General features: G+C 62.2%; 12 protein-coding genes. 5 read left to right on the top strand and 7 right to left on the bottom strand.

The window, feature by feature from the left end:
- Positions 1 to 43: 43 nt before the first annotated feature.
- From PR017_RS12295 to PR017_RS12275, 5 genes are all read left to right on the top strand, one after another.
- Complete coding sequence (locus tag PR017_RS12295) at positions 44 to 919, top strand: helix-turn-helix domain-containing protein (protein ID WP_111218780.1); 876 nt, start codon at positions 44 to 46, stop codon at positions 917 to 919.
- 258 nt (positions 920 to 1177) lie between these two features.
- Positions 1178 to 2431, top strand: a complete 1254-nt coding sequence (locus PR017_RS12290) for a sarcosine oxidase subunit beta family protein (RefSeq protein ID WP_111218778.1) — start codon at positions 1178 to 1180, stop codon at positions 2429 to 2431.
- A gap of 235 nt (positions 2432 to 2666) precedes the next feature.
- The gene (locus PR017_RS12285) at positions 2667 to 3008 is read left to right on the top strand and encodes a sarcosine oxidase subunit delta family protein (RefSeq protein ID WP_111218776.1); all 342 of its coding nucleotides are present in this window, start codon (positions 2667 to 2669) and stop codon (positions 3006 to 3008) included.
- A complete protein-coding gene (locus PR017_RS12280; protein WP_111218774.1) occupies positions 3005 to 5998 on the top strand; it encodes a sarcosine oxidase subunit alpha in 2994 nt (997 codons plus the stop codon). Before PR017_RS12285 ends, PR017_RS12280 begins: the two co-directional genes overlap by 4 nt.
- Positions 5991 to 6539, top strand: coding sequence for a sarcosine oxidase subunit gamma (locus tag PR017_RS12275; protein ID WP_111218772.1), 549 nt, complete (start codon positions 5991 to 5993; stop codon positions 6537 to 6539). The genes PR017_RS12280 and PR017_RS12275 overlap by 8 nt, the downstream gene beginning before the upstream one ends.
- 143 nt (positions 6540 to 6682) lie before the next feature.
- Here PR017_RS12275 and PR017_RS12270 read toward each other — a convergent pair whose 3' ends face one another.
- From PR017_RS12270 to PR017_RS12240, 7 genes are all read right to left on the bottom strand, one after another.
- Positions 6683 to 7174, bottom strand: a complete 492-nt coding sequence (locus PR017_RS12270; RefSeq protein WP_111218770.1) for a MaoC family dehydratase — start codon at positions 7172 to 7174, stop codon at positions 6683 to 6685.
- A gap of 76 nt (positions 7175 to 7250) precedes the next feature.
- Positions 7251 to 9218 (bottom strand): glycogen debranching protein GlgX, encoded by a 1968-nt coding sequence (gene glgX, locus PR017_RS12265; protein WP_111218768.1) that lies wholly within the window; start codon positions 9216 to 9218, stop codon positions 7251 to 7253.
- 8 nt (positions 9219 to 9226) lie between these two features.
- A complete protein-coding gene (locus tag PR017_RS12260) occupies positions 9227 to 10858 on the bottom strand; it encodes an alpha-D-glucose phosphate-specific phosphoglucomutase (protein WP_111218766.1) in 1632 nt (543 codons plus the stop codon).
- A 4-nt stretch (positions 10859 to 10862) separates the two neighbouring features.
- Complete coding sequence (glgA, locus tag PR017_RS12255; protein WP_111218764.1) at positions 10863 to 12305, bottom strand: glycogen synthase GlgA; 1443 nt, start codon at positions 12303 to 12305, stop codon at positions 10863 to 10865.
- A gap of 4 nt (positions 12306 to 12309) precedes the next feature.
- Positions 12310 to 13572, bottom strand: coding sequence for a glucose-1-phosphate adenylyltransferase (gene glgC, locus PR017_RS12250; RefSeq protein WP_111218762.1), 1263 nt, complete (start codon positions 13570 to 13572; stop codon positions 12310 to 12312).
- Positions 13573 to 13592: 20 nt separating this feature from the next.
- On the bottom strand, positions 13593 to 15800 hold the full coding sequence (gene glgB, locus PR017_RS12245) for a 1,4-alpha-glucan branching protein GlgB (RefSeq protein ID WP_111218760.1): 2208 nt from the start codon (positions 15798 to 15800) through the stop codon (positions 13593 to 13595).
- Entirely contained in the window at positions 15800 to 18259 is a 2460-nt protein-coding gene (locus PR017_RS12240; RefSeq protein WP_111218758.1) for a glycogen/starch/alpha-glucan phosphorylase, read from the bottom strand. The genes glgB and PR017_RS12240 overlap by 1 nt, the downstream gene beginning before the upstream one ends.
- Between the last annotated feature and the right edge of the window lie 133 nt (positions 18260 to 18392).

Raw genomic sequence — 18392 nt, 5'->3', positions numbered from 1 at the left:
CGCATCGTTGTTAGTAAATCCGCACGCCGTACGGGGAACAGACATGTCTGATGCCATTCCACCCGAAGCTCCCCATGTCGCCACCGCTGACGCGCCAGTGCCGAACTGGGGCCGGCTTGTCCGGTCGGATTTCGGGACGGCGGCGTGGAACCGGCGGAACGCCGGCGAGATCAGCCAGTCGATCCCCCATCATCTTGTGTTGTTGTCGTTCAAGCCCTTCAGCAACCGAGAGTCGCGTCTCGGCGGCACGCGGATCCGCACCGCTTCGGCTGCCAGCGGGTGCTGCGAAATCGTGCCTGCAGGCGCGGACTACTGGGCGCGCTGGCATGAGCCCAAGGAGGTGGCGGCGTTCTCGCTGTCGCAGCAGTGGCTCGATGACCTCGCCCAGTCCGACCTCGACCTGCCGTCTGCCACCGTCGTCGCGGACGCCTTGCCGGTCGTCGACCGCCGTGTCGGGCTGCTCGGCGGCATGCTGCGCGAGGAGCTGCGTTCGGGTACGCACGGGACGATGGCGAGCCTCGAGCTCGATTCGCTGCTCAACCTGCTCGGCATCCACCTCATCCGGCAATATGGCGTCGCCCGACCCCAAAAGGATCTGGGCGGCCTGTCGGACCGGCAGTTCCGCCAGGTGCGCGACCATATGCAGGCGCATCTTACAGACGGCGTCCGGCTCGACGCCCTGGCCGCGCTGGTCGAGCTCTCGTCGAGCCAGATGCTGCGCTCCTTCCGGCGCCGGACGGGGACGAGCCCGCACCAGTATTTCACCCGCCTGCGCCTCGATCAGGCCCGCGCACTGATCGTCAATGGACGGCTGCCGCTGGCCGAGATCGCGATCGACTGCGGCTTCTCCAGCCAAAGCCACCTCACGGCCATCATGCGCCGGGAAGATGGCCTGACCCCCGGCGCGTTGAGGGTGTAAGCGTCACGCAGGCGTCACGCGGTTCGGCAAGTCGGTATGCTCACCTGTCCATGCATCCCGAAGGCTGCGTTTCCTTCCTCTTCAGCCAGACTGCCGCTATCCGCACATCCTACTCCCCAAAAATCCCCGCAATCCATCCCCAATTCCCCCGGTGTCGACACCTGCGTCAAATGCGTCGCAAAAGAACCGTTGTGTCGGTTTTCGATTTGCGATTTGTATGGCCCATTGGAAGAGCTCTTCCCCAAGGAGTAAGTGCGAATGCGGAAATACTCGGTTTTTGCCGTGGCTCGCGAGGCGTTACGTGGACACAAAGGCTGGGACGCCCAGTGGACCTCGCCCGAGCCGCGCAAGGAATACGATGTCGTCATCATCGGCGCCGGGGGGCACGGGCTTGGGGCGGCCTATTATCTGGCCAAGGAGCACGGCATAACCAATGTCGCTGTCATCGAGAAGGGCTGGCTCGGCGGCGGCAATACCGGCCGCAACACGACGATTATCCGCTCGAACTATCTCTACGAAGAGAGCATGCACATCTACGAGCACTCGCTGAAGCTTTGGGAAGGGCTGAGCCAGGAGCTTAACTATAACGTCATGTATTCGCCGCGCGGTGTGATGATGCTGTCGCACAACGTCCACGACCAGCAGTCTTTCAAGCGCCATATCCATGCCAACCGGCTCTACGGCATCGACAACGAGTGGCTGACGCCGGAGCAGGCAAAGGCTTTCTGTCCGCCGCTCGATATCTCAGCCAGCGCCCGCTATCCGATCAACGGTGCAGCCCTGCAGCGCCGTGGCGGAACTGCCCGTCACGATGCCGTCGCCTGGGGCTATGCCCGCGCTGCGGCCGATCGTGGCGTGCACATCATCCAGAATTGCGAAGTCACCGGCATCCGGCGCGGGCCGAACGGCGAGGTTACCGGCGTCGATACGACGCGCGGCCTGATCGGGACAAAGAAGATCGGCGTTTCCGCTGCCGGCCATACGACGACCGTGATGAAGATGGCCGATGTCCGCGTGCCACTGCAGTCGACGCCGCTGCAGGCGCTGGTGTCCGAGCCGCTGAAGCCGATCTTCCCCTGCGTCGTCATGTCGAACACCGTGCATGCCTATATTTCGCAGTCCGACAAGGGCGAGCTGGTGATTGGGGCCGGTACCGACCAGTACAATTCCTACTCCCAGACTGGCGGCCTGCAGATCATCACCCATACGCTCGATGCGATCTGCGAACTTTTTCCGATGTTCCGGCGCGTCAAGATGATGCGCTCCTGGGGCGGTATTGTCGACAATACGCCGGATCGTTCGGCGATCCAGTCGAGGACGCCGGTGCCGGGGCTTTACGTCAATTGCGGCTGGGGCACGGGCGGCTTCAAGGCAACGCCGGGTTCGGCGCATCTGTTTGCCCACCTGATCGCCCGCGACGAACCGCACAGGTTCTCGGCTGGCCTGGCGCTGGACCGCTTCCGGTCCGGCCGCCTGATCGACGAAGCGGCAGCTGCGGCGGTGGCACATTGATGGCAACGATGTCTCGAGTTCGGAGCCACCCCCCTCTGTCACCTTCGGTGACATCTCGCCCACAAGGGGGGGGATCCCCATCGACGCCGGTTTTCATAAGGGAAATGAATGATCTCTCCCCTTGTGGGCGAGATGTCCCGAAGGGGCAGAGGGGGATAGGCCGCCACATCCGGGCCACTCTCCGTCCTGCCGCCGAATATCACATCCGCCATGCCCACCCGGCCGGGAGTTCCCCATGCTGCTGATCTACTGCCCCTATTGCCGCGAAGAGCGTTCGGAGCTCGAGTTCCGCAACTGCGGCGACGCGCATATCGTTCGTCCTTCCGACATTTCAGCCATCTCCGACGAGGAATTCGAGGAGTTCTTCTTCCTGCGGGATAATCCGAAGGGCCTGATCTTCGAGCGCTGGCGCCATATGCATGGCTGCGGCCGCTTCTTCAATGCGGCCCGCGATACCGTCAGCGACAAGTTCCTGCAGACCTACAAGGCCGGCGAACCGAAGCCCGATATCGACGCCACCGCAGTCACCAATGCGCCCGTCGAAACCTATGAAGCGACGGAAGGAGACGCCCGATGAGCGGCGCCAATCGCATACCCGGCGCAGGCCGCCTGACGCCTGCCAAGACCGCCCGCTTCACCTTCGACGGCAAGACCTACACCGCGCTCGAGGGCGACACTGCCGCATCTGCGCTGCTGGCCAATGGCGTCCACCTTGTGGGCCGCTCGTTCAAATATCACCGGCCGCGCGGCATCCTGTCGTCGGGCGCCGAGGAGCCGAACGCGCTGCTCGACATTTCGCGCGATTCGGCGCGTCGCCAGCCGAATGTGAGGGCCAGCGTGCAGGAAGTTTTCGATGGCATGAAGGTGCTTTCGCAGAACCGCTTTCCGTCGCTCGGCTTCGACATCGGCGGCATCAATAACTTCCTGTCGCCGTTCTTTGCGGCCGGCTTCTACTACAAGACCTTCATGTGGCCGAAGGCTGCGTGGAAGCATGTCTATGAGCCTATCATCCGCCGGGCTGCCGGTCTCGGCGTTGCGCCGACTGAGGCCGATCCGGACCACTATGCCAGCCGGTTTGCCCATTGCGATGTGCTGGTGGTCGGCGGCGGCATTGCCGGCCTGTCGGCAGCGCTCGCTGCTGCCGAAGCAGGTGCCAAGGTCCTGCTCTGCGACGAGCAGGCGACTGTCGGTGGCGCGCTGCATTTCGATGCCAGCGTCCGGATTGACGGCGTCGATGGCTATGACTGGGCGCAGTCCGTCGCGGCACGGTTGAAGGCCCTGCCGAATGTCGAGGTGCTGACCCGCACCACGGCTTTTGGCTACTATAACCATAATTTCGTGGCGTTGGCCGAACGCGTCACCGACCATATGGCCCGCCCTGACCGCAAGCTGCCGCGCGAACGGCTGATCCAGGTTCGCGCCCGGCGCGTGATCCTCGCCACCGGCGCCATCGAGCGGCATATGGTGTTTGCCAACAACGACCGGCCGGGCATCATGCTGGCATCGGCCGCGCGAGAGTATCTCAACCATTACGGCGTCGCTGTCGGCGCCAGGATCGGCGTCTATACGGCCCATGATTCGGCCTATGAAGCTGCCTTCGACCTCAAAAAGGCCGGCGTGTCTGTGTCGGCCATCGTCGATTGCCGCACCCGGCCCGGCGAGGCGGTGCTGGCGGAAGCCCGCCGTCTCGGCATCGAAGTTCTCGCAGGCCATTCGGTCATCGATACCTCGGGCCGGCTTCGGGTATCGTCGATGACAGTTGCGCGCAACGGCGGCGGTGCCAAGCGCAAGATTGCCGTCGATGCGCTGCTGATGTCGGCTGGCTGGACGCCGTCGGTGCATATGTTCTCGCAGTCGCGGGGAAAGCTGAGGTTCGATGCAGAGGGGCAGCGCTTCCTGCCCGGCACCTATGCGCAGGATTGCCTGTCCATCGGCGCCTGCAACGGTACCGACGGCCTGCAGCAGACCATCGAGGAATCGCTGGCTGCCGGCGAACTGATGGCGCGGGCCACAGGTGCCACCGGCGACGGCAAGATCCTGCTGACCGGCGAACAGGCCTTCGAGTGGACTGGCGGCATGGTCGGCGCTGCCGAAGGTGCCGGCCCGGATACCTCCGCCAAGGCCTTTGTCGATTTCCAGCACGATGTCTGCGCCAAGGATATCCGGCTCGCAGTGCGCGAAGGCATGCACTCGATCGAGCATATCAAGCGCTTCACGACCAATGGCATGGCATCCGACCAGGGTAAGCTGTCGAACATGCACGGGCTGGCGATTGCCGCAGAAGTGCTGGACCGCCCCATTCCCCAGGTCGGCCTGACGACCTTCCGCTCGCCCTATACGCCGGTCACCTACGGCACGCTGGTCGGCCATTCGCGTGGCGATCACTTTGATCCCGCTCGCAAGACGCCTCTGCACGCCTGGGAAGAGGCGCACGGAGCGATCTTCGAGGATGTGGGCAACTGGAAGCGCGCCTGGTTCTATCCGCGTGCCGGCGAGACGATGCACCAGGCGGTCAACCGCGAGTGCCGAACCGTGCGTGCAGTGGCGGGCATCTTCGACGCCTCGACGCTCGGCAAGATCGAGGTGGTCGGCCCGGATGCTGCAGAATTCCTCAACCTCATCTATACCAATGCCTGGGATACGCTGAAGCCCGGCCGCTGCCGATACGGCATAATGCTGCGCGAAGACGGCTTCGTTTATGACGACGGCGTCGTCGGGCGGCTGGCCGAGGACCGCTTCCACGTGACGACGACGACCGGCGGTGCGCCGCGCGTGATGCATCACATGGAAGACTACCTGCAGACGGAATTTCCGCATCTGAAGGTGTGGCTGACATCGACAACCGAGCAATGGGCGGTCATCGCTGTCCAAGGCCCGAAGGCGCGCGAGATCATCGAGCCCTTCGTCGAGGGCATCGACCTGTCTAACGAGGCATTTCCGCATATGAGTGTTGCGGAAGGCAAATTCTGTGGCGTTCCGACACGGCTTTTCCGCGTCTCGTTTACCGGCGATGTCGGCTACGAGATCAACGTGCCGGCGGATTATGGACAGTCGGTGCTCGAAGCTGTCTGGGCCCGTGCGGAGAAACTCGGCGCCTGTGCCTACGGTACCGAGACCATGCACGTGCTGCGCGCCGAGAAGGGTTACATCATCGTTGGCCAGGATACCGACGGCACCGTTACCCCAGACGATGCCGGCCTCAACTGGGCGGTTTCAAAGAAGAAGACGGATTTTGTCGGAATCCGCGGCCTGAAGCGGCCGGATCTCGTCAAGCAGGGCCGCAAGCAGCTGGTCGGGCTGGTTACCAAGGATCCGAACGTCGTTCTGGAGGAGGGCGCCCAGATCGTTGCCGATCCGAACGAGCCTAAGCCGATGACGATGCTTGGCCACGTGACGTCGGCCTACTGGTCGGAAAATTGCGGTCGGTCCATCGCCTTCGCGCTGGTGGCCGGCGGCCGCGAGCGCATGGGAAAAACGCTCTATGTGCCGATGCCCGACAAGACAATCGCCGTCGAGGTGACCGACATGGTGTTCTTTGACAAGGAAGGAGGCCGGATTCATGGTTGATCAGGCAATTCGCACATCGCCGCTCGCCGGGCGCCACGGCGGCTCCGCCGGCGTTCGCCTGACACCGGCCAAGCCCGCCAGCCGAATATCGCTGCGCGCGCCCGATGCCTCCGTTGCAGCCCTGTCATCCGCGCTGGGTCTGGCCCTGCCGACAAGCCCGAAGACGTCGGCCCAGACGGGAAACCGGATGGCGCTGTGGCTTGGGCCGGACGAATGGCTGGTCATCGACGACGGTGAAGTCGATCTGGTTGCCATCGCGGGCGGCTCGGGCGTGCTGCATTCGGCAGCCGATGTGTCCCACCGCAACACCGGCATTATCGTGTCGGGACCTGATGCCGAAGCCTGCCTTTCGGCCGGCTGCCCGCAGGACCTGTCGCTCGGCGTCTTTCCGGTCGGCGCCTGCTCGCGCACGCTGTTCGGAAAGGTGGAGATCGTGCTGGTGCGGCTGGATGCGGAGACTTTCAAGGTCGAGTGCTGGCGATCGTTTTCGGATTATGTTTTCGGGCTTCTCGCCGAAGCCTCGGAAGATGCAGCGCACTGAGCGAACATTTCGCTGAAGCCATGGTCCCCGCCTCGCGCGGGGATTTTTCGTTCGGTTTTGCTTAACGGTTGCGGGGATACCTCGACGGGATTCTTTGGTTCAAGCGTTGAGCGAGGCAGCAAGTGCCGTCGAGCGCCATGAGCTTACTCGTGGTCCTCCGGCCGGTCCTTCGGATCGAACTGGGTAATGGTGATCCAGGTGGCGGTGAGGGCGGGCTTGCGTTCGTCCTCGATCTCGACCGTCACCTCGTAGGTGAGCATGATCATGCCGGCGCCGCGGAAGCGGGCCTCGGTGAGGATGAAGTGGCCACGGATGCGATTGCCGGGCTTGACCGGAGACATGAAGCGGACTTTTTCAAAGCCGTAATTGATGCCCATCGTTTGCTCGCGGATTTTCGGCAGGCAATCGTAGTTCATGGCCGACAGCAGCGACAATGTCAGGAAACCGTGGGCAATCGTGCCACCGAACGGGGTCTCGGCGCGGGCACGTTCCGGATCGACATGAATGAACTGATGGTCGTGTGTGGCATCGGCAAATGCGTCGATCATCGTCTGGTCGACGAGCATCCAGGCAGACAGTCCGACTTCCGTGCCGACGATATGCTGGACGTCCGACAGTGAAATCTCGCGTGGCATTGTCTCTCCTTCGATCGGTATCGATGACCAAGACGTACATCGCTCAGGCGATGAAAGCGATATGAATTCTTTAGGTTTATCGCCTCTGGACCAAGAAACGGACGCTGCGTGAGGAGACCGAAATATGCTCGGGAACCTCCGCCTCACTGCCGGCGGAGAGTAGGCGCCACGGATGGTTGCCCGAGCCCGGAAGCGTGAACGTTTGCTCCGCATGCGTGCGGTTGATCACGACGGCGAGACGCGCCGGCTTTTGCTCGAGACGGTCGACCGTGTTCAACACCATCGTCAACGTGGATAGATCGGGTGTCTGCCATTGCTCTACGGTCATCGGCGCTGCCGAAGGCGAGAGCCAGGCGACGTCCCCGTCAGTAAGGAAGTCGGTTTGCGAAAAAATCACGAAGCGCTTGCGGACGTCTGCGAGAAACGCGGTGTGGCTGACGAGTTCCTCGTCGAATGCCGCCCAGTCCACCCAGGTGATGGCGTTGTCCTGGCAATAGGCGTTGTTGTTTCCGCGCTGCGAACGTCCGGCCTCATCTCCGGATGTCAACATGATCGAGCCGCGCGTTGCAAACAAGGTCGACAGCATCGCCATGACATCAGTGCGACGTCTCGTGATGATCTCGCTGTCGTCGGTTTCACCCTCGACACCGTTGTTCCAGGAGAGATTGTCGCTGTGGCCGTCGCGGTTGTTCTCGCCGTTGGCCTCATTGTGCTTCTGGGTGTTGGAGACGAGGTCCATCAGTGTGAACCCGTCATGGGCGGCGAGGAAGCTGACGCTGCGGGTCTGCTTGCGGCCGTCGCGCTCGAATGATGGTGCAGAGCCGGCGAGCAGGGTCGCAAGATCGCCGGTCATGCCGTGGTCGCCTCGCCAGTAGCGGCGCGTGTCGTCGCGGGCGCGGTCGTTCCACTCGAGAAACGGCGCCGGGAAATTGCCGAGTTGGTAGCCGCCGGGGCCGATGTCCCAAGGTTCGGCGATCATGATCCTGTCGACCAGTACGTCATCAGCCAGCATGGCGCTGAGGGTTTCGCCGTGGGCCTGGAAACCTTCGGCGGTACGGCCGATGATCGGCGCCAGATCGAAGCGGAAACCGTCGATGCCGGCCTGCAGCACGAAATGACGCAGGCTGTCTATGATCAGCTGGCGGATATAGGGATGGTCGCAGGCCACCGTGTTACCGGTGCCAGTGTCGTTGACGAGTTCGCCGGGGCGGCCTTCGACATGACGGTAGAAAGACAGGTTGTCGAGGCCGCGCAGGGACAGGGTGCTGCCCTCTCGGTCGCTCTCGCCGGTGTGGTTGAAGACCAGATCGAGAATGACGGCGATGCCTTCCGCATGCAGCGCTGCGACCGTGTCGCGAAGCTCCGTCATGCCGCCTGGGACCAGCCGTGGGTCGAGCGCCATGAACGACACCGGATTGTATCCCCAACCGTTGGTCAGCCCGAGCGGTGGCAGATGCCGCTCGTCGATCCAGGCGGTGATCGGCATCAGCTCGATGGCATCGACGCCGATCCGCTTCAAATGGCGGATAACTGCGGGATGGGCCAAGGCGCCGACCGTGCCGCGCCGGGCCTCGGGGATATCGGTATTGAGGATGGTGAAGGGCTTGACGGCCACTTCGTAGATGAGACCACCGGGCGCGAACCGTGGTGCCTCGCGCCTTGCGACGATGTCGGCTGTGACGACCGCCTTCGGCATCAGCGCTGCCGTATCCTTGCTGAAAATTCCGAGCCGGCTGTCGTAGACGAAGGGACGGTCGAAGATCCTGGCATAGGGGTCGGCGAGGAGTTTAGCCGGATCGAACCATAGGCCGTTATCGGGATCGTAGGGACCGTGCGCCCGGTAGCCGTAGCGCGCACCCTCTTTCAATCCCGGCACGACGACGCGGTGAACATCGCCATCACGCGTCATCGGCAGGCGTGCGGTTTCGGTGCCCGCTTTATCAAAGATGCAGAGCTCGAGCAGGGTGGCGTGGCTGGACCATACCGCAAATTCGGCGCCGTCGGTTGTGAGGACGACGCCGCCCTGCTGCAGCTTTTTTGCCATCTGCCGGATCAGGTGATGACGGTCGGTGCAGGGCGACCTGTTCGTCCGCTGATGTCGGCAACCGACTGGGCTGCTGCGATCAGATCGGCGAGTGCTGCCTGCGTCTCGATGTTGTGGCGGGTCGAGTCCGGCTCGTAGCGCTCGATGTAGAGGCGAAGCGTGGCGCCAGACGTGCCGGTGCCCGAAAGCCGGAAAACGATGCGCGAACCGCCCTCGAACAGGATACGGATGCCCTGGTTGTTGCTGACCGACTTGTCGACCGGATCGTGGTACGAGAAGTCGTCGGCGGACGTGACAGTCAGGTTGCCGATCTTGGTGCCTGGAAGAGTTGGCAGCTTTTCGCGCAGCGCGTCGATCAGGCCATTGGCGGCCTCGGTGTCGACGCCTTCATAGTCGTGGCGCGAATAGTAGTTGCGGCCGTAGGTCGCCCAATGCTGGCCCATGATGTCGGCAACGCTTTCGCCGCGCACCGCCAGGATGTTGAGCCAAAGCAGCACCGCCCAGAGACCATCTTTTTCGCGGACGTGGTTGGAACCCGTTCCGGAGCTTTCCTCGCCGCAGATCGTCGCCATGTTGGCATCGAGCAGGTTGCCGAAGAATTTCCAGCCGGTCGGGGTTTCGTACATGCCGATGCCGCGCTTCTCGGCGACGCGGTCGGCGGCGCCCGAAGTCGGCATGGAGCGGGCAATGCCGACGATTCCGTGCGAATAGCCGGGTGCCAGGTTCGCATTGGCGGCGAGAATGGCGAGGCTGTCGGAGGGGGTCACATAGGCGCCCTTGCCGATGATCAGGTTGCGGTCTCCGTCGCCATCGGACGCCGCACCAAAATCGGGGGCGTCGTCGCTCATCATCTCTTCGTAGAGTTCATGGCAATTGGCGAGGTTCGGATCCGGATGGTGGCCGCCGAAATCGGGAAGCGGCTTGAAGTTGCGGACAGATCCCGAAGGCGCGCCGAGGCGGTTTTCGAGGATTTCCTTGGCATAGGGGCCGGTGACGGCGCTCATAGCATCGAAGCAGATGCGGAAGCCGAGGCTGATCAGGTTGCGGATGGCGCCGAAATCGAACAGCTCTTCCATCAGCGCTGCGTAGTCCTCGACCGAATCGATGACCGAGACGATCATGCCGCCCGGCATTTCTTCCTTGCCGATGCGGTCGAGATTGACGTCGGGGAAGTCAGCGATCTTGTAGCTGTCGATGACCTTGGTGCGTTCAAAGATCGCGTCGGTGATCTTTTCAGGGGCAGGGCCGCCGTTGCCGGTGTTGTACTTGATGCCGAAGTCTTCGGTCGGGCCGCCGGGATTGTGGCTGGCCGAGAGGATGATGCCGCCGAAGGCCTTGTATTTGCGGATGACATGGGAGGCGGCCGGGGTCGACAGGATACCGGCCTTGCCGACCATTACCTTGCCGAAGCCATTGGCTGCGGCCATCTTGATGGCCTTCTGGATCACATCGCGATTGTAGTAGCGACCGTCGCCGCCGATGACCAGGATCTTGCCCTGAAAGCCTTCCAGCGAATCGAATATCGACTGGATAAAGTTCTCGGCATAGTTCGCCTGCTGAAATTCCGGGACTTTCTTGCGCAGGCCGGAAGTGCCGGGTTTCTGGTCAAGATAGGGTGTTGTCGGAACCGCTTTGATCATCGGGTTAGTTGCCTTTCGAGACGAGGCTGGAATAAAGGGCGGCGTAGCGCTCTGCGCTCTTTCCCCAGGATACGTCGGATTTCATGCCCTGCTTTTGCATCTGCGTCCAGAGTTTTCGATCCTGGAACAGCCGGATGGCGCGGCGCACTGCCTGCAAAAGGCCGTCTACGGTGACCGGTGCAAACTGCACACCGGTGGCGACTTTTGCCTGTAGTGCAGCGTGACTGGCGTCGATTACGGTGTCGTTCAGCCCCCCAGTGCGCGCTACGATCGGTACGCAGCCGTAGCGCAGGCCGTAGAGCTGGGTCAGCCCGCAGGGCTCGAAACGGGACGGAATGATGATGCCGTCGCAACCTGCCTGCATCAGGTGCGACATCGGTTCGTTATAGCCGACGGCCATGCCGACGCGGCCGGGATGGGCAGCGGTTGCTGCGAGCAATGCGCCCTCGAGAGCTGCATCGCCGGCGCCGAGGATAGCGAGTTTGGCACCCATGCCGACGATCTCGTCGATCGTGGTGGCGACGAGGTCCATGCCCTTTTGCCACGTCAGTCGGCTGATGATGCAGAAGATAGGCGCATCGTCGTTGTCGAGATGGAAATGGTCGATGATTGCCAAGCGGTTCTCGTCTCTCTTTGCGAGCTTCGAGAGGCTGAAGTTCTGGCTGATCATCGCATCGGTGTCCGGGTTCCAGACGTCTGAATCGATGCCGTTGACGATGCCGTGGAGGTCTCTCTGGCGGCTGGCAATGACGCCTTCCAGCCCCATGCCGAACTCGGGGGTGAGAATTTCTTCGGCGTAGGAGGGGCTGACGGTGGTGATCGCATGGGCTGCCTGCAGGCCGCCCTTCAGGTAGCAGACGTCGCCATAGTATTCGACGCCTTCCATGGAAAGGGCATGTCGCGGCAGCTTCAGCTGCGGGAAGATATCGTTGCCGAACTGGCCCTGGAAGGCGATGTTGTGGATAGTGACGATGCTCGGGATTTCCGGCGTCTCGCTGTAGCGCATATAGACCGGCACCATGGCCGACTGCCAGTCGTGGACATGGACGATGTCCGGCTTCCAGTCCGGAATCACTCCCGCCGCAATCTCGGCTCCTGCGAGCGACAGCGCGGCAAAGCGATGCCAGTTGTCGGGGTGGTCCCGACCGCGTTCATCGACGTAGGGGCCGCCGGCCCGGTCGAAATAGGCCGGAGCGTCGAGAACTAGCACCGACATGCCGTGATGGTCCACCTCGAGCAGGGTGGCGGGGGCGCCGAGCAAGTCGCTGAAGACATGTACGACGACGGGCGATCTTATGATGCTCATCACTGCCCGGTAGCCGGGCAGCAGGGTTTTGGTGTCGATGCCGTAGCTCTTGAGCGCTCCAGGCAGGGCTCCGACAACGTCGGCCAGGCCCCCTGTCTTGATCAATGGGAAGACTTCGGACGCGACCGACAGGACTTTCATATTATCAAATATCCAGTTTATCGATCATCGATTGGGTGATCAGGCAGATGCCGCCTTCGCTTCGGCGGAAGCGCTTGGCGTCGAGCTCGATGTCCTCGCCGACAACCAGACCTTCCGGAATGGTGACGCCGTGGTCGATGACAACGTTCTTCAGCTGTGCCCGGCGCCCGATCTTGACGCTCGGCAGCACGACGGCACCTTCGAGGCGCGAATATGAGTTCGCCCTGACGCCAGTGAACAGCAGGCTGCTCGACAGTGTCGCGCCCGAGATGATGCAGTCGCCCGCGACAAGAGAGGATACGGCCGAGCCGCGGCGATCTTCGTCGTCATGGACGAATTTCGCCGGCGGATTGATCTCGGCATAGGTCCAGATCGGCCAGCTCTTGTCGTAGATATCGAGTTCCGGGACGATGGCCGTCAGATCGACATTGGCCTGCCAGTAGGCGTCGATGGTACCGACGTCGCGCCAGTAGGGCTCGTTCTCGAAATCGGAGCGAACGCAGGACTGGGCAAAGCGGTGAGCGACGGCTTTTCCGTTCTTGACGATGTAAGGGATGATGTCCTTGCCGAAGTCGCGGCTGGAGTTCGGATCGGCGGCATCGCGGCGCAGCTCCTCGATCAGGAACTTGGTGCGGAAGACATAGATACCCATCGACGCGAAGGAGCTTTCCGGCTTGCCCGGGATGGCGGGTGGATCGGCAGGCTTCTCGACGAAATCGATGATGCGGTCGTGCTCGTCGACGTGCACCACGCCGAAGCCAACGGCTTCCATGCGCGGCACTTCGAGGCAACCGATGGTGACATCAGCGCCTGAGTCGACATGCTGCTGCAGCATGTATTCATAGTCCATCTTGTAGACGTGGTCGCCCGCGAGGATGACCATGTACTCGACGCCGTAGTCCTGAATGATGTCGATATTCTGGAAGACGGCGTCGGCGGTACCCTCGTACCACTGCGTCTCGGAAACGCGCTGGCTGGCAGGCAGGATGTCGAAGCTTTCGTTACGCTCGGGGCGAAAGAAGTTCCAGCCGCGCTGCATGTGGCGGATCAGCGAGTGCGCCTTGTACTGCGTCGCCACACCGATGCGGCGGATACCGGAGTTCAGCGCGTTGGAGAGCGCAAAATCGATGATGCGCGCCTTGCCCCCGAAGTACACCGCAGGCTTGGCGCGGCGGTCGGTCAGTTCCTTCAGGCGGCTTCCTCGGCCACCTGCGAGGACATAGGCCATAGCGTCGCGCGCCAAGGGCTGAATGCGTTTCTCTACCATTTTATCCTCCCAATCGATTCTTAAAATTCCGGTTCCAGCAGAATGGTCGCCAGCGGCGGCAGTGTGATGTTGGCCATGATGCTTCCCCCGGCATTAACGGCTTGCACCCGTCCTCCGTTCCCTTTTCCGCTGCCGCCATAGATGTCGGCATCAGTGTTAAGGATCTCCCGCCAGCGCCCCTCCGCTGGCAATGGAAGCGCGTAGTTCTCCCGATAGACTGGCGTGAAATTGGTGATCACGGCAATGGGCTTTTCACCCGGTGCCTTGCGCAGCCAGGCATAGACCGAGTTCGTATCGTCATCGACGACGAGCCACTCAAAGCCTTCACCCTCGCAGTCGCGCGCATGCAGCGACGGCTTGCTGCGGTAGGTGAAGTTGAGGTCGCGCACCAGCCGTCGCATGCCCTCGTGCATGCGGTATTGGAGCAGGTTCCAGTCGAGCGCACGCTCCTCGCTCCATTCGCTCCACTGGGCAAACTCCTGGCCCATGAACAACAGCTTCTTGCCGGGATAACCCCACATGAAGCCGTAGAAAGCACGCAGGTTGGCGAATTTCTGCCAGTCGTCGCCTGCCATCTTGGCGATCATCGAGCCCTTGCCGTGCACCACTTCGTCGTGGGAAATCGGCAGGACGAAATTTTCGGAGTAGGCGTAGATCAGGCCAAAGGTAAGTTCGCTGTGGTGGTGCTTGCGGTGCACTGGCTCGCGGGCGAGATAGCTCAGCGTGTCGTGCATGAAGCCCATGTTCCACTTGAAGCCGAACCCCAGTCCGCCTTCGTGCACGGGCGCCGAAACCTTGGGCCACGAGGTGGATTCCTCGGCGATCGACATGACGCCGGGATGGCTGCCGTAGAGGCGCTTGTTCATCTCCTGGACAAAACGCACGGCCTCGAGGTTTTCGTTGCCACCGTACTCGTTGGGCACCCATTCGCCGTGCTTGCGCGAATAGTCGAGGTAGAGCATCGAGGCGACGGCATCGACGCGCAAGCCGTCCAGATGGAATTTCTCGGCCCAGTAGACGGCGTTGTTGAGCAGGTAGGAGACGACCTCGGTGCGACCGAAATTGTAGATCGCAGTGTTCCAGTCAGGATGAAAGCCCTGGCGTGGGTCGGCATGCTCGTAAAGGGCCGTGCCGTCGAAATGCCTGAGGCCGTGGGCGTCGGTCGGAAAGTGCGCCGGCACCCAGTCGAGGATGACGCTGACGCCGACCTTGTGGGCGCCGTTGACGAAGCGGGCGAAGCCTTCGGGCTCGCCGAACCGGGCCGTCGGGGCATAGAGGCCGGTGGTCTGGTAGCCCCAGGAGGGATCGTAGGGGTGCTCGGTGATCGGCAGGAATTCGATGTGGGTAAAGCCCATGTCGACGACGTAGGGGATGAGCCGTGAGGCCATCTCGTCCCAGGACAACATCGTGCCATCGTCGTTGCGCTGCCAGGAGCCGGCATGCACTTCGTAGATGGAAATCGGCTGGCGACGATGGTCGACATCCGACCAATGCTTCCTGTGGGCGTCGTCTTCCCAGTCCTGCACCAGTTCCGGCGTCGTCACCGATGCATTCTTCGGACGCATCTCGCCGCGTCGTGCATAGGGATCGGCCTTGAGGGGCTGCAGATCGCCATCCTTGCCGATAATCTCGAACTTGTAGGTGACGCCGGCCCGGACGTCCGGGGCAAAGATTTCCCAGATGCCGCTGTCGCTGCGCAGACGCATGACGTGGCGGCGGCCGTCCCAGCCGTTGAATTCGCCGACGACGGAAACCCGGCGCGCGTTCGGTGCCCAGACGGCGAAATGGAAGCCGTGGACGCCTTCATGCTTCAGCGGGTGGGCGCCCATCTTGTCGAACAGGCGAAGATCGGAGCCTTCGCGGGCGTAATAATCGTCCATCGGGCCGAGCACGGGGCCGAAGGAATAGGGATCGGTGACGGCCCATTCCGCATCGTCGCGGCGGGCGCGGTAGCGCACCGGTTGCAGCTTCGAAAGAGTTACCGGACCGGCGAAAAATCCGGCCGGATCGAGCATCTCGAGTTCGCCGATCAACGTACCGTCGATGGTGGTCGCGCTGACCGCTTCGGCACCGGGAACGAAGCAGCGGACGACATAGCCTTCGTCCGTCTGCTGCACCCCGAGGACGGAAAACGGGTCAGTATGCTCTGCGTTGAGTATCGCTGCGATGGTCTCGGCGGAGACATTCTTTGCGGCCGTGCCTTCAGCGCCGGCTTTTCGTTTCTTCATCAAGCTCTCCAGATCTCATCCGCATACTGGCGGATAGTCCGGTCGGATGAGAACCAGCCCATGCGCGCCGTATTGCAGATGGTCTTGTTGTACCAGGTCGCCTTATCAGCCCAGAGAAGGTCGACGTCGCGCTGGGCGGCGGCGTAGCTGTCGAAATCGGCAGCGACCATGAACCAGTCATGGGCATAGATACCCTCGATCAGGTCAGTGTAGCGATTGCGGTCGTCCGGCGAAAAGACGCCCGAGGAGATGGCGGCCAGCGCCTGTGCCAGTTCGCGGGACTGCTCGATCACCTGGCGCGGGTTGTGGCCGTCTGTCCTGACCTTGGCGACCTGCTCGGCGGTGAGACCGAAGATGACGATGTTGTCGGCGCCGACATTGTCGCGCATCTCGACATTCGCGCCGTCCAGCGTGCCGATGGTGAGCGCGCCGTTGAGGCCGAATTTCATGTTGCCGGTGCCGGACGCTTCCATGCCGGCGGTCGAGATCTGCTCCGACAGGTCGGCAGCAGGCACCATCACTTCGGCAAGCGAGACGTTGTAGTTCGGGATGAACACGACCTTCAGGAGGCCGCGCACCGACGGGTCGTTGTTGATGACCTTGGCGACATCGTTGATCAGTTTGATGATCAGCTTTGCGTTGTGATAGCTCGGCGCTGCCTTGCCAGCGAACAGTTTGACGCGCGGCTGCCAGTCGAGTTCGGGATGCGAGCGGATCTGGTCGTAGAGGGCCACCGTCTCGACGATGTTGAGGAGCTGGCGCTTGTATTCGTGGATGCGCTTGATCTGGATGTCGAACATGGCATTCGGATCCAGCTTGATGCCCATGCGGCCGGCGACCAGATTGGAAAGCCGTGCCTTGTTGTCGCGCTTGATCCTGGCAAATTTTTCCTGGAAGGCGGCATCGCCGGCGAAGGCGTCGAGCGGCTTCAGCTTCTCGGCATCATCCATGAAGGCGTCGCCGATGGTTTCGCGGATCAGGCTTGTCAGCCCCGGATTGCATTGCATCAGCCAGCGGCGCGGCGTGATGCCGTTGGTCTTGTTGTTGATGCGGTCGGGATAGAGCTTGTTCAGGTCGGCAAACACCGTCTCCTTCATCAGCTCGGTGTGCAGGGCAGACACGCCGTTGATGGAATGCGAGCCGATGAAAGCGAGGTTGCCCATGCGCAGGCGACGGTCGCCGCTCTCGTCGATCATGGAAACGCTGCGGATTTCTGCGTCGGTGAAGTTATGCACCTTGCGCGCTTCGAGCAGCACCGTGGTGTTGATCGCATAGACGATCTGCATGTGGCGCGGCAGCAGGCGTTCGAACAAGGGGATGGGCCAGCTTTCCAGCGCCTCCGGCAGCAGCGTGTGGTTCGTGTAGGAAAACGTTTTGCGGGTGATGTCCCACGCGGCGTCGAATTCGAAGCCGTGGACGTCGACCAACAGGCGCATCAGTTCGGGAACGGAGACGGCCGGATGGGTGTCGTTCAGCTGGATGGCGACCTTGTCCGGCAGCGAGGTCAGGTCGTCATATTGCTGCAGGTGGCGGCGGATGATGTCCTGCAGCGAGGCCGAGCAGAAGAAAAACTCCTGGCGAAGGCGCAGCTCCTGGCCGGCCGGCGTGCCGTCTGCCGGGTAAAGGACGCGCGTCAGGCTTTCAGCCTTGTTGCTCTCGCGCAGTGCGCCGATATGATCGCCCGCATTGAAGGCGTCGAGCAGGATTGGATCGATCGGCTGGGCTGCCCAGAGGCGCAGCGTGTTGACGCGCTTGCCGCGCCAGCCGACGACAGGTGTGTCGAAGGCCGCCGCTATAACGCGCTCTGCGGGCTTCCAGACATAGCGCGGCGCATCCTCGTTGCCGGCGACGATTTCCACGGCACCGCCGTAGCCGATTTCGTAGGCACTCTCGCGGCGCTCGAACTCCCAGGGGTTGCCGTGCGCCAGCCAGGTTTCTGGCAACTCGACCTGCCAGCCATCAGCCATCTGCTGGCGGAACAGGCCGTGCACGTAGCGGATGCCGTAGCCGTAGGCGGGCACGTCGACCGTGGCCATCGACTCCATGAAGCAGGCGGCGAGACGGCCGAGGCCGCCGTTGCCAAGCGCTGCATCCGGCTCGAGGCCAGCAATGACGTTGACGTCGACACCGAGCGAGGTGAGGGCCTCGGTGATCTCTTCCATCAATTCGAGATTGGAAATGGCATCGCGCATGAGGCGACCGATGAGGAATTCCAGAGACAGGTAATAGACGCGTTTGGCGCCGGATGCGTAGGTCTTGCGGGTGGATTCCATCCAGCGGTCGATGATCCGGTCCCGGATGACGAGGATGGTTGCGGTGAGCCAGTCGTGCGGCTTGGCGACCTTGGCATCCTTGCCGATGCGGTAGGTCAGGCGCTCGATGATTTCTTCGGCCAGAATCTCAGGACGGGAACTGCGGGGCGCGGGCGCGGGGAGTGAGGCCTTTGAAATCGTATTCATGGTTGGTCTCGCCATTTATGATTTGTAATCAGAGTGTTAAATCTGAATAAATCGTTTTCCGAACGCGTCTCTGCCTCCAGTTTATGCACCGATATAGAGCAGTTGCAACAAAGGAATATCGCGAAAGCGGAAA

It is taken from the genome of Rhizobium tumorigenes (assembly GCF_003240565.2).
Taxonomy (GTDB): domain Bacteria; phylum Pseudomonadota; class Alphaproteobacteria; order Rhizobiales; family Rhizobiaceae; genus Rhizobium; species Rhizobium tumorigenes.
This window is presented reverse-complemented; position numbering and strand designations above follow the sequence as displayed.

Coding starts and splice junctions, on each gene's coding strand:
- PR017_RS12290 (WP_111218778.1), top strand. CDS start 1,178: ATGCGGAAATACTCGGTTTTTGCCGTGGCTCGCGAGGCGTTACGTGGA.
- PR017_RS12295 (WP_111218780.1), top strand. CDS start 44: ATGTCTGATGCCATTCCACCCGAAGCTCCCCATGTCGCCACCGCTGAC.
- PR017_RS12270 (WP_111218770.1), bottom strand. CDS start 7,174: ATGCCACGCGAGATTTCACTGTCGGACGTCCAGCATATCGTCGGCACG.
- PR017_RS12275 (WP_111218772.1), top strand. CDS start 5,991: ATGGTTGATCAGGCAATTCGCACATCGCCGCTCGCCGGGCGCCACGGC.
- glgX (WP_111218768.1), bottom strand. CDS start 9,218: ATGGCAAAAAAGCTGCAGCAGGGCGGCGTCGTCCTCACAACCGACGGC.
- glgC (WP_111218762.1), bottom strand. CDS start 13,572: ATGGTAGAGAAACGCATTCAGCCCTTGGCGCGCGACGCTATGGCCTAT.
- PR017_RS12285 (WP_111218776.1), top strand. CDS start 2,667: ATGCTGCTGATCTACTGCCCCTATTGCCGCGAAGAGCGTTCGGAGCTC.
- PR017_RS12260 (WP_111218766.1), bottom strand. CDS start 10,858: ATGATCAAAGCGGTTCCGACAACACCCTATCTTGACCAGAAACCCGGC.
- glgA (WP_111218764.1), bottom strand. CDS start 12,305: ATGAAAGTCCTGTCGGTCGCGTCCGAAGTCTTCCCATTGATCAAGACA.
- PR017_RS12280 (WP_111218774.1), top strand. CDS start 3,005: ATGAGCGGCGCCAATCGCATACCCGGCGCAGGCCGCCTGACGCCTGCC.
- glgB (WP_111218760.1), bottom strand. CDS start 15,800: ATGAAGAAACGAAAAGCCGGCGCTGAAGGCACGGCCGCAAAGAATGTC.
- PR017_RS12240 (WP_111218758.1), bottom strand. CDS start 18,259: ATGAATACGATTTCAAAGGCCTCACTCCCCGCGCCCGCGCCCCGCAGT.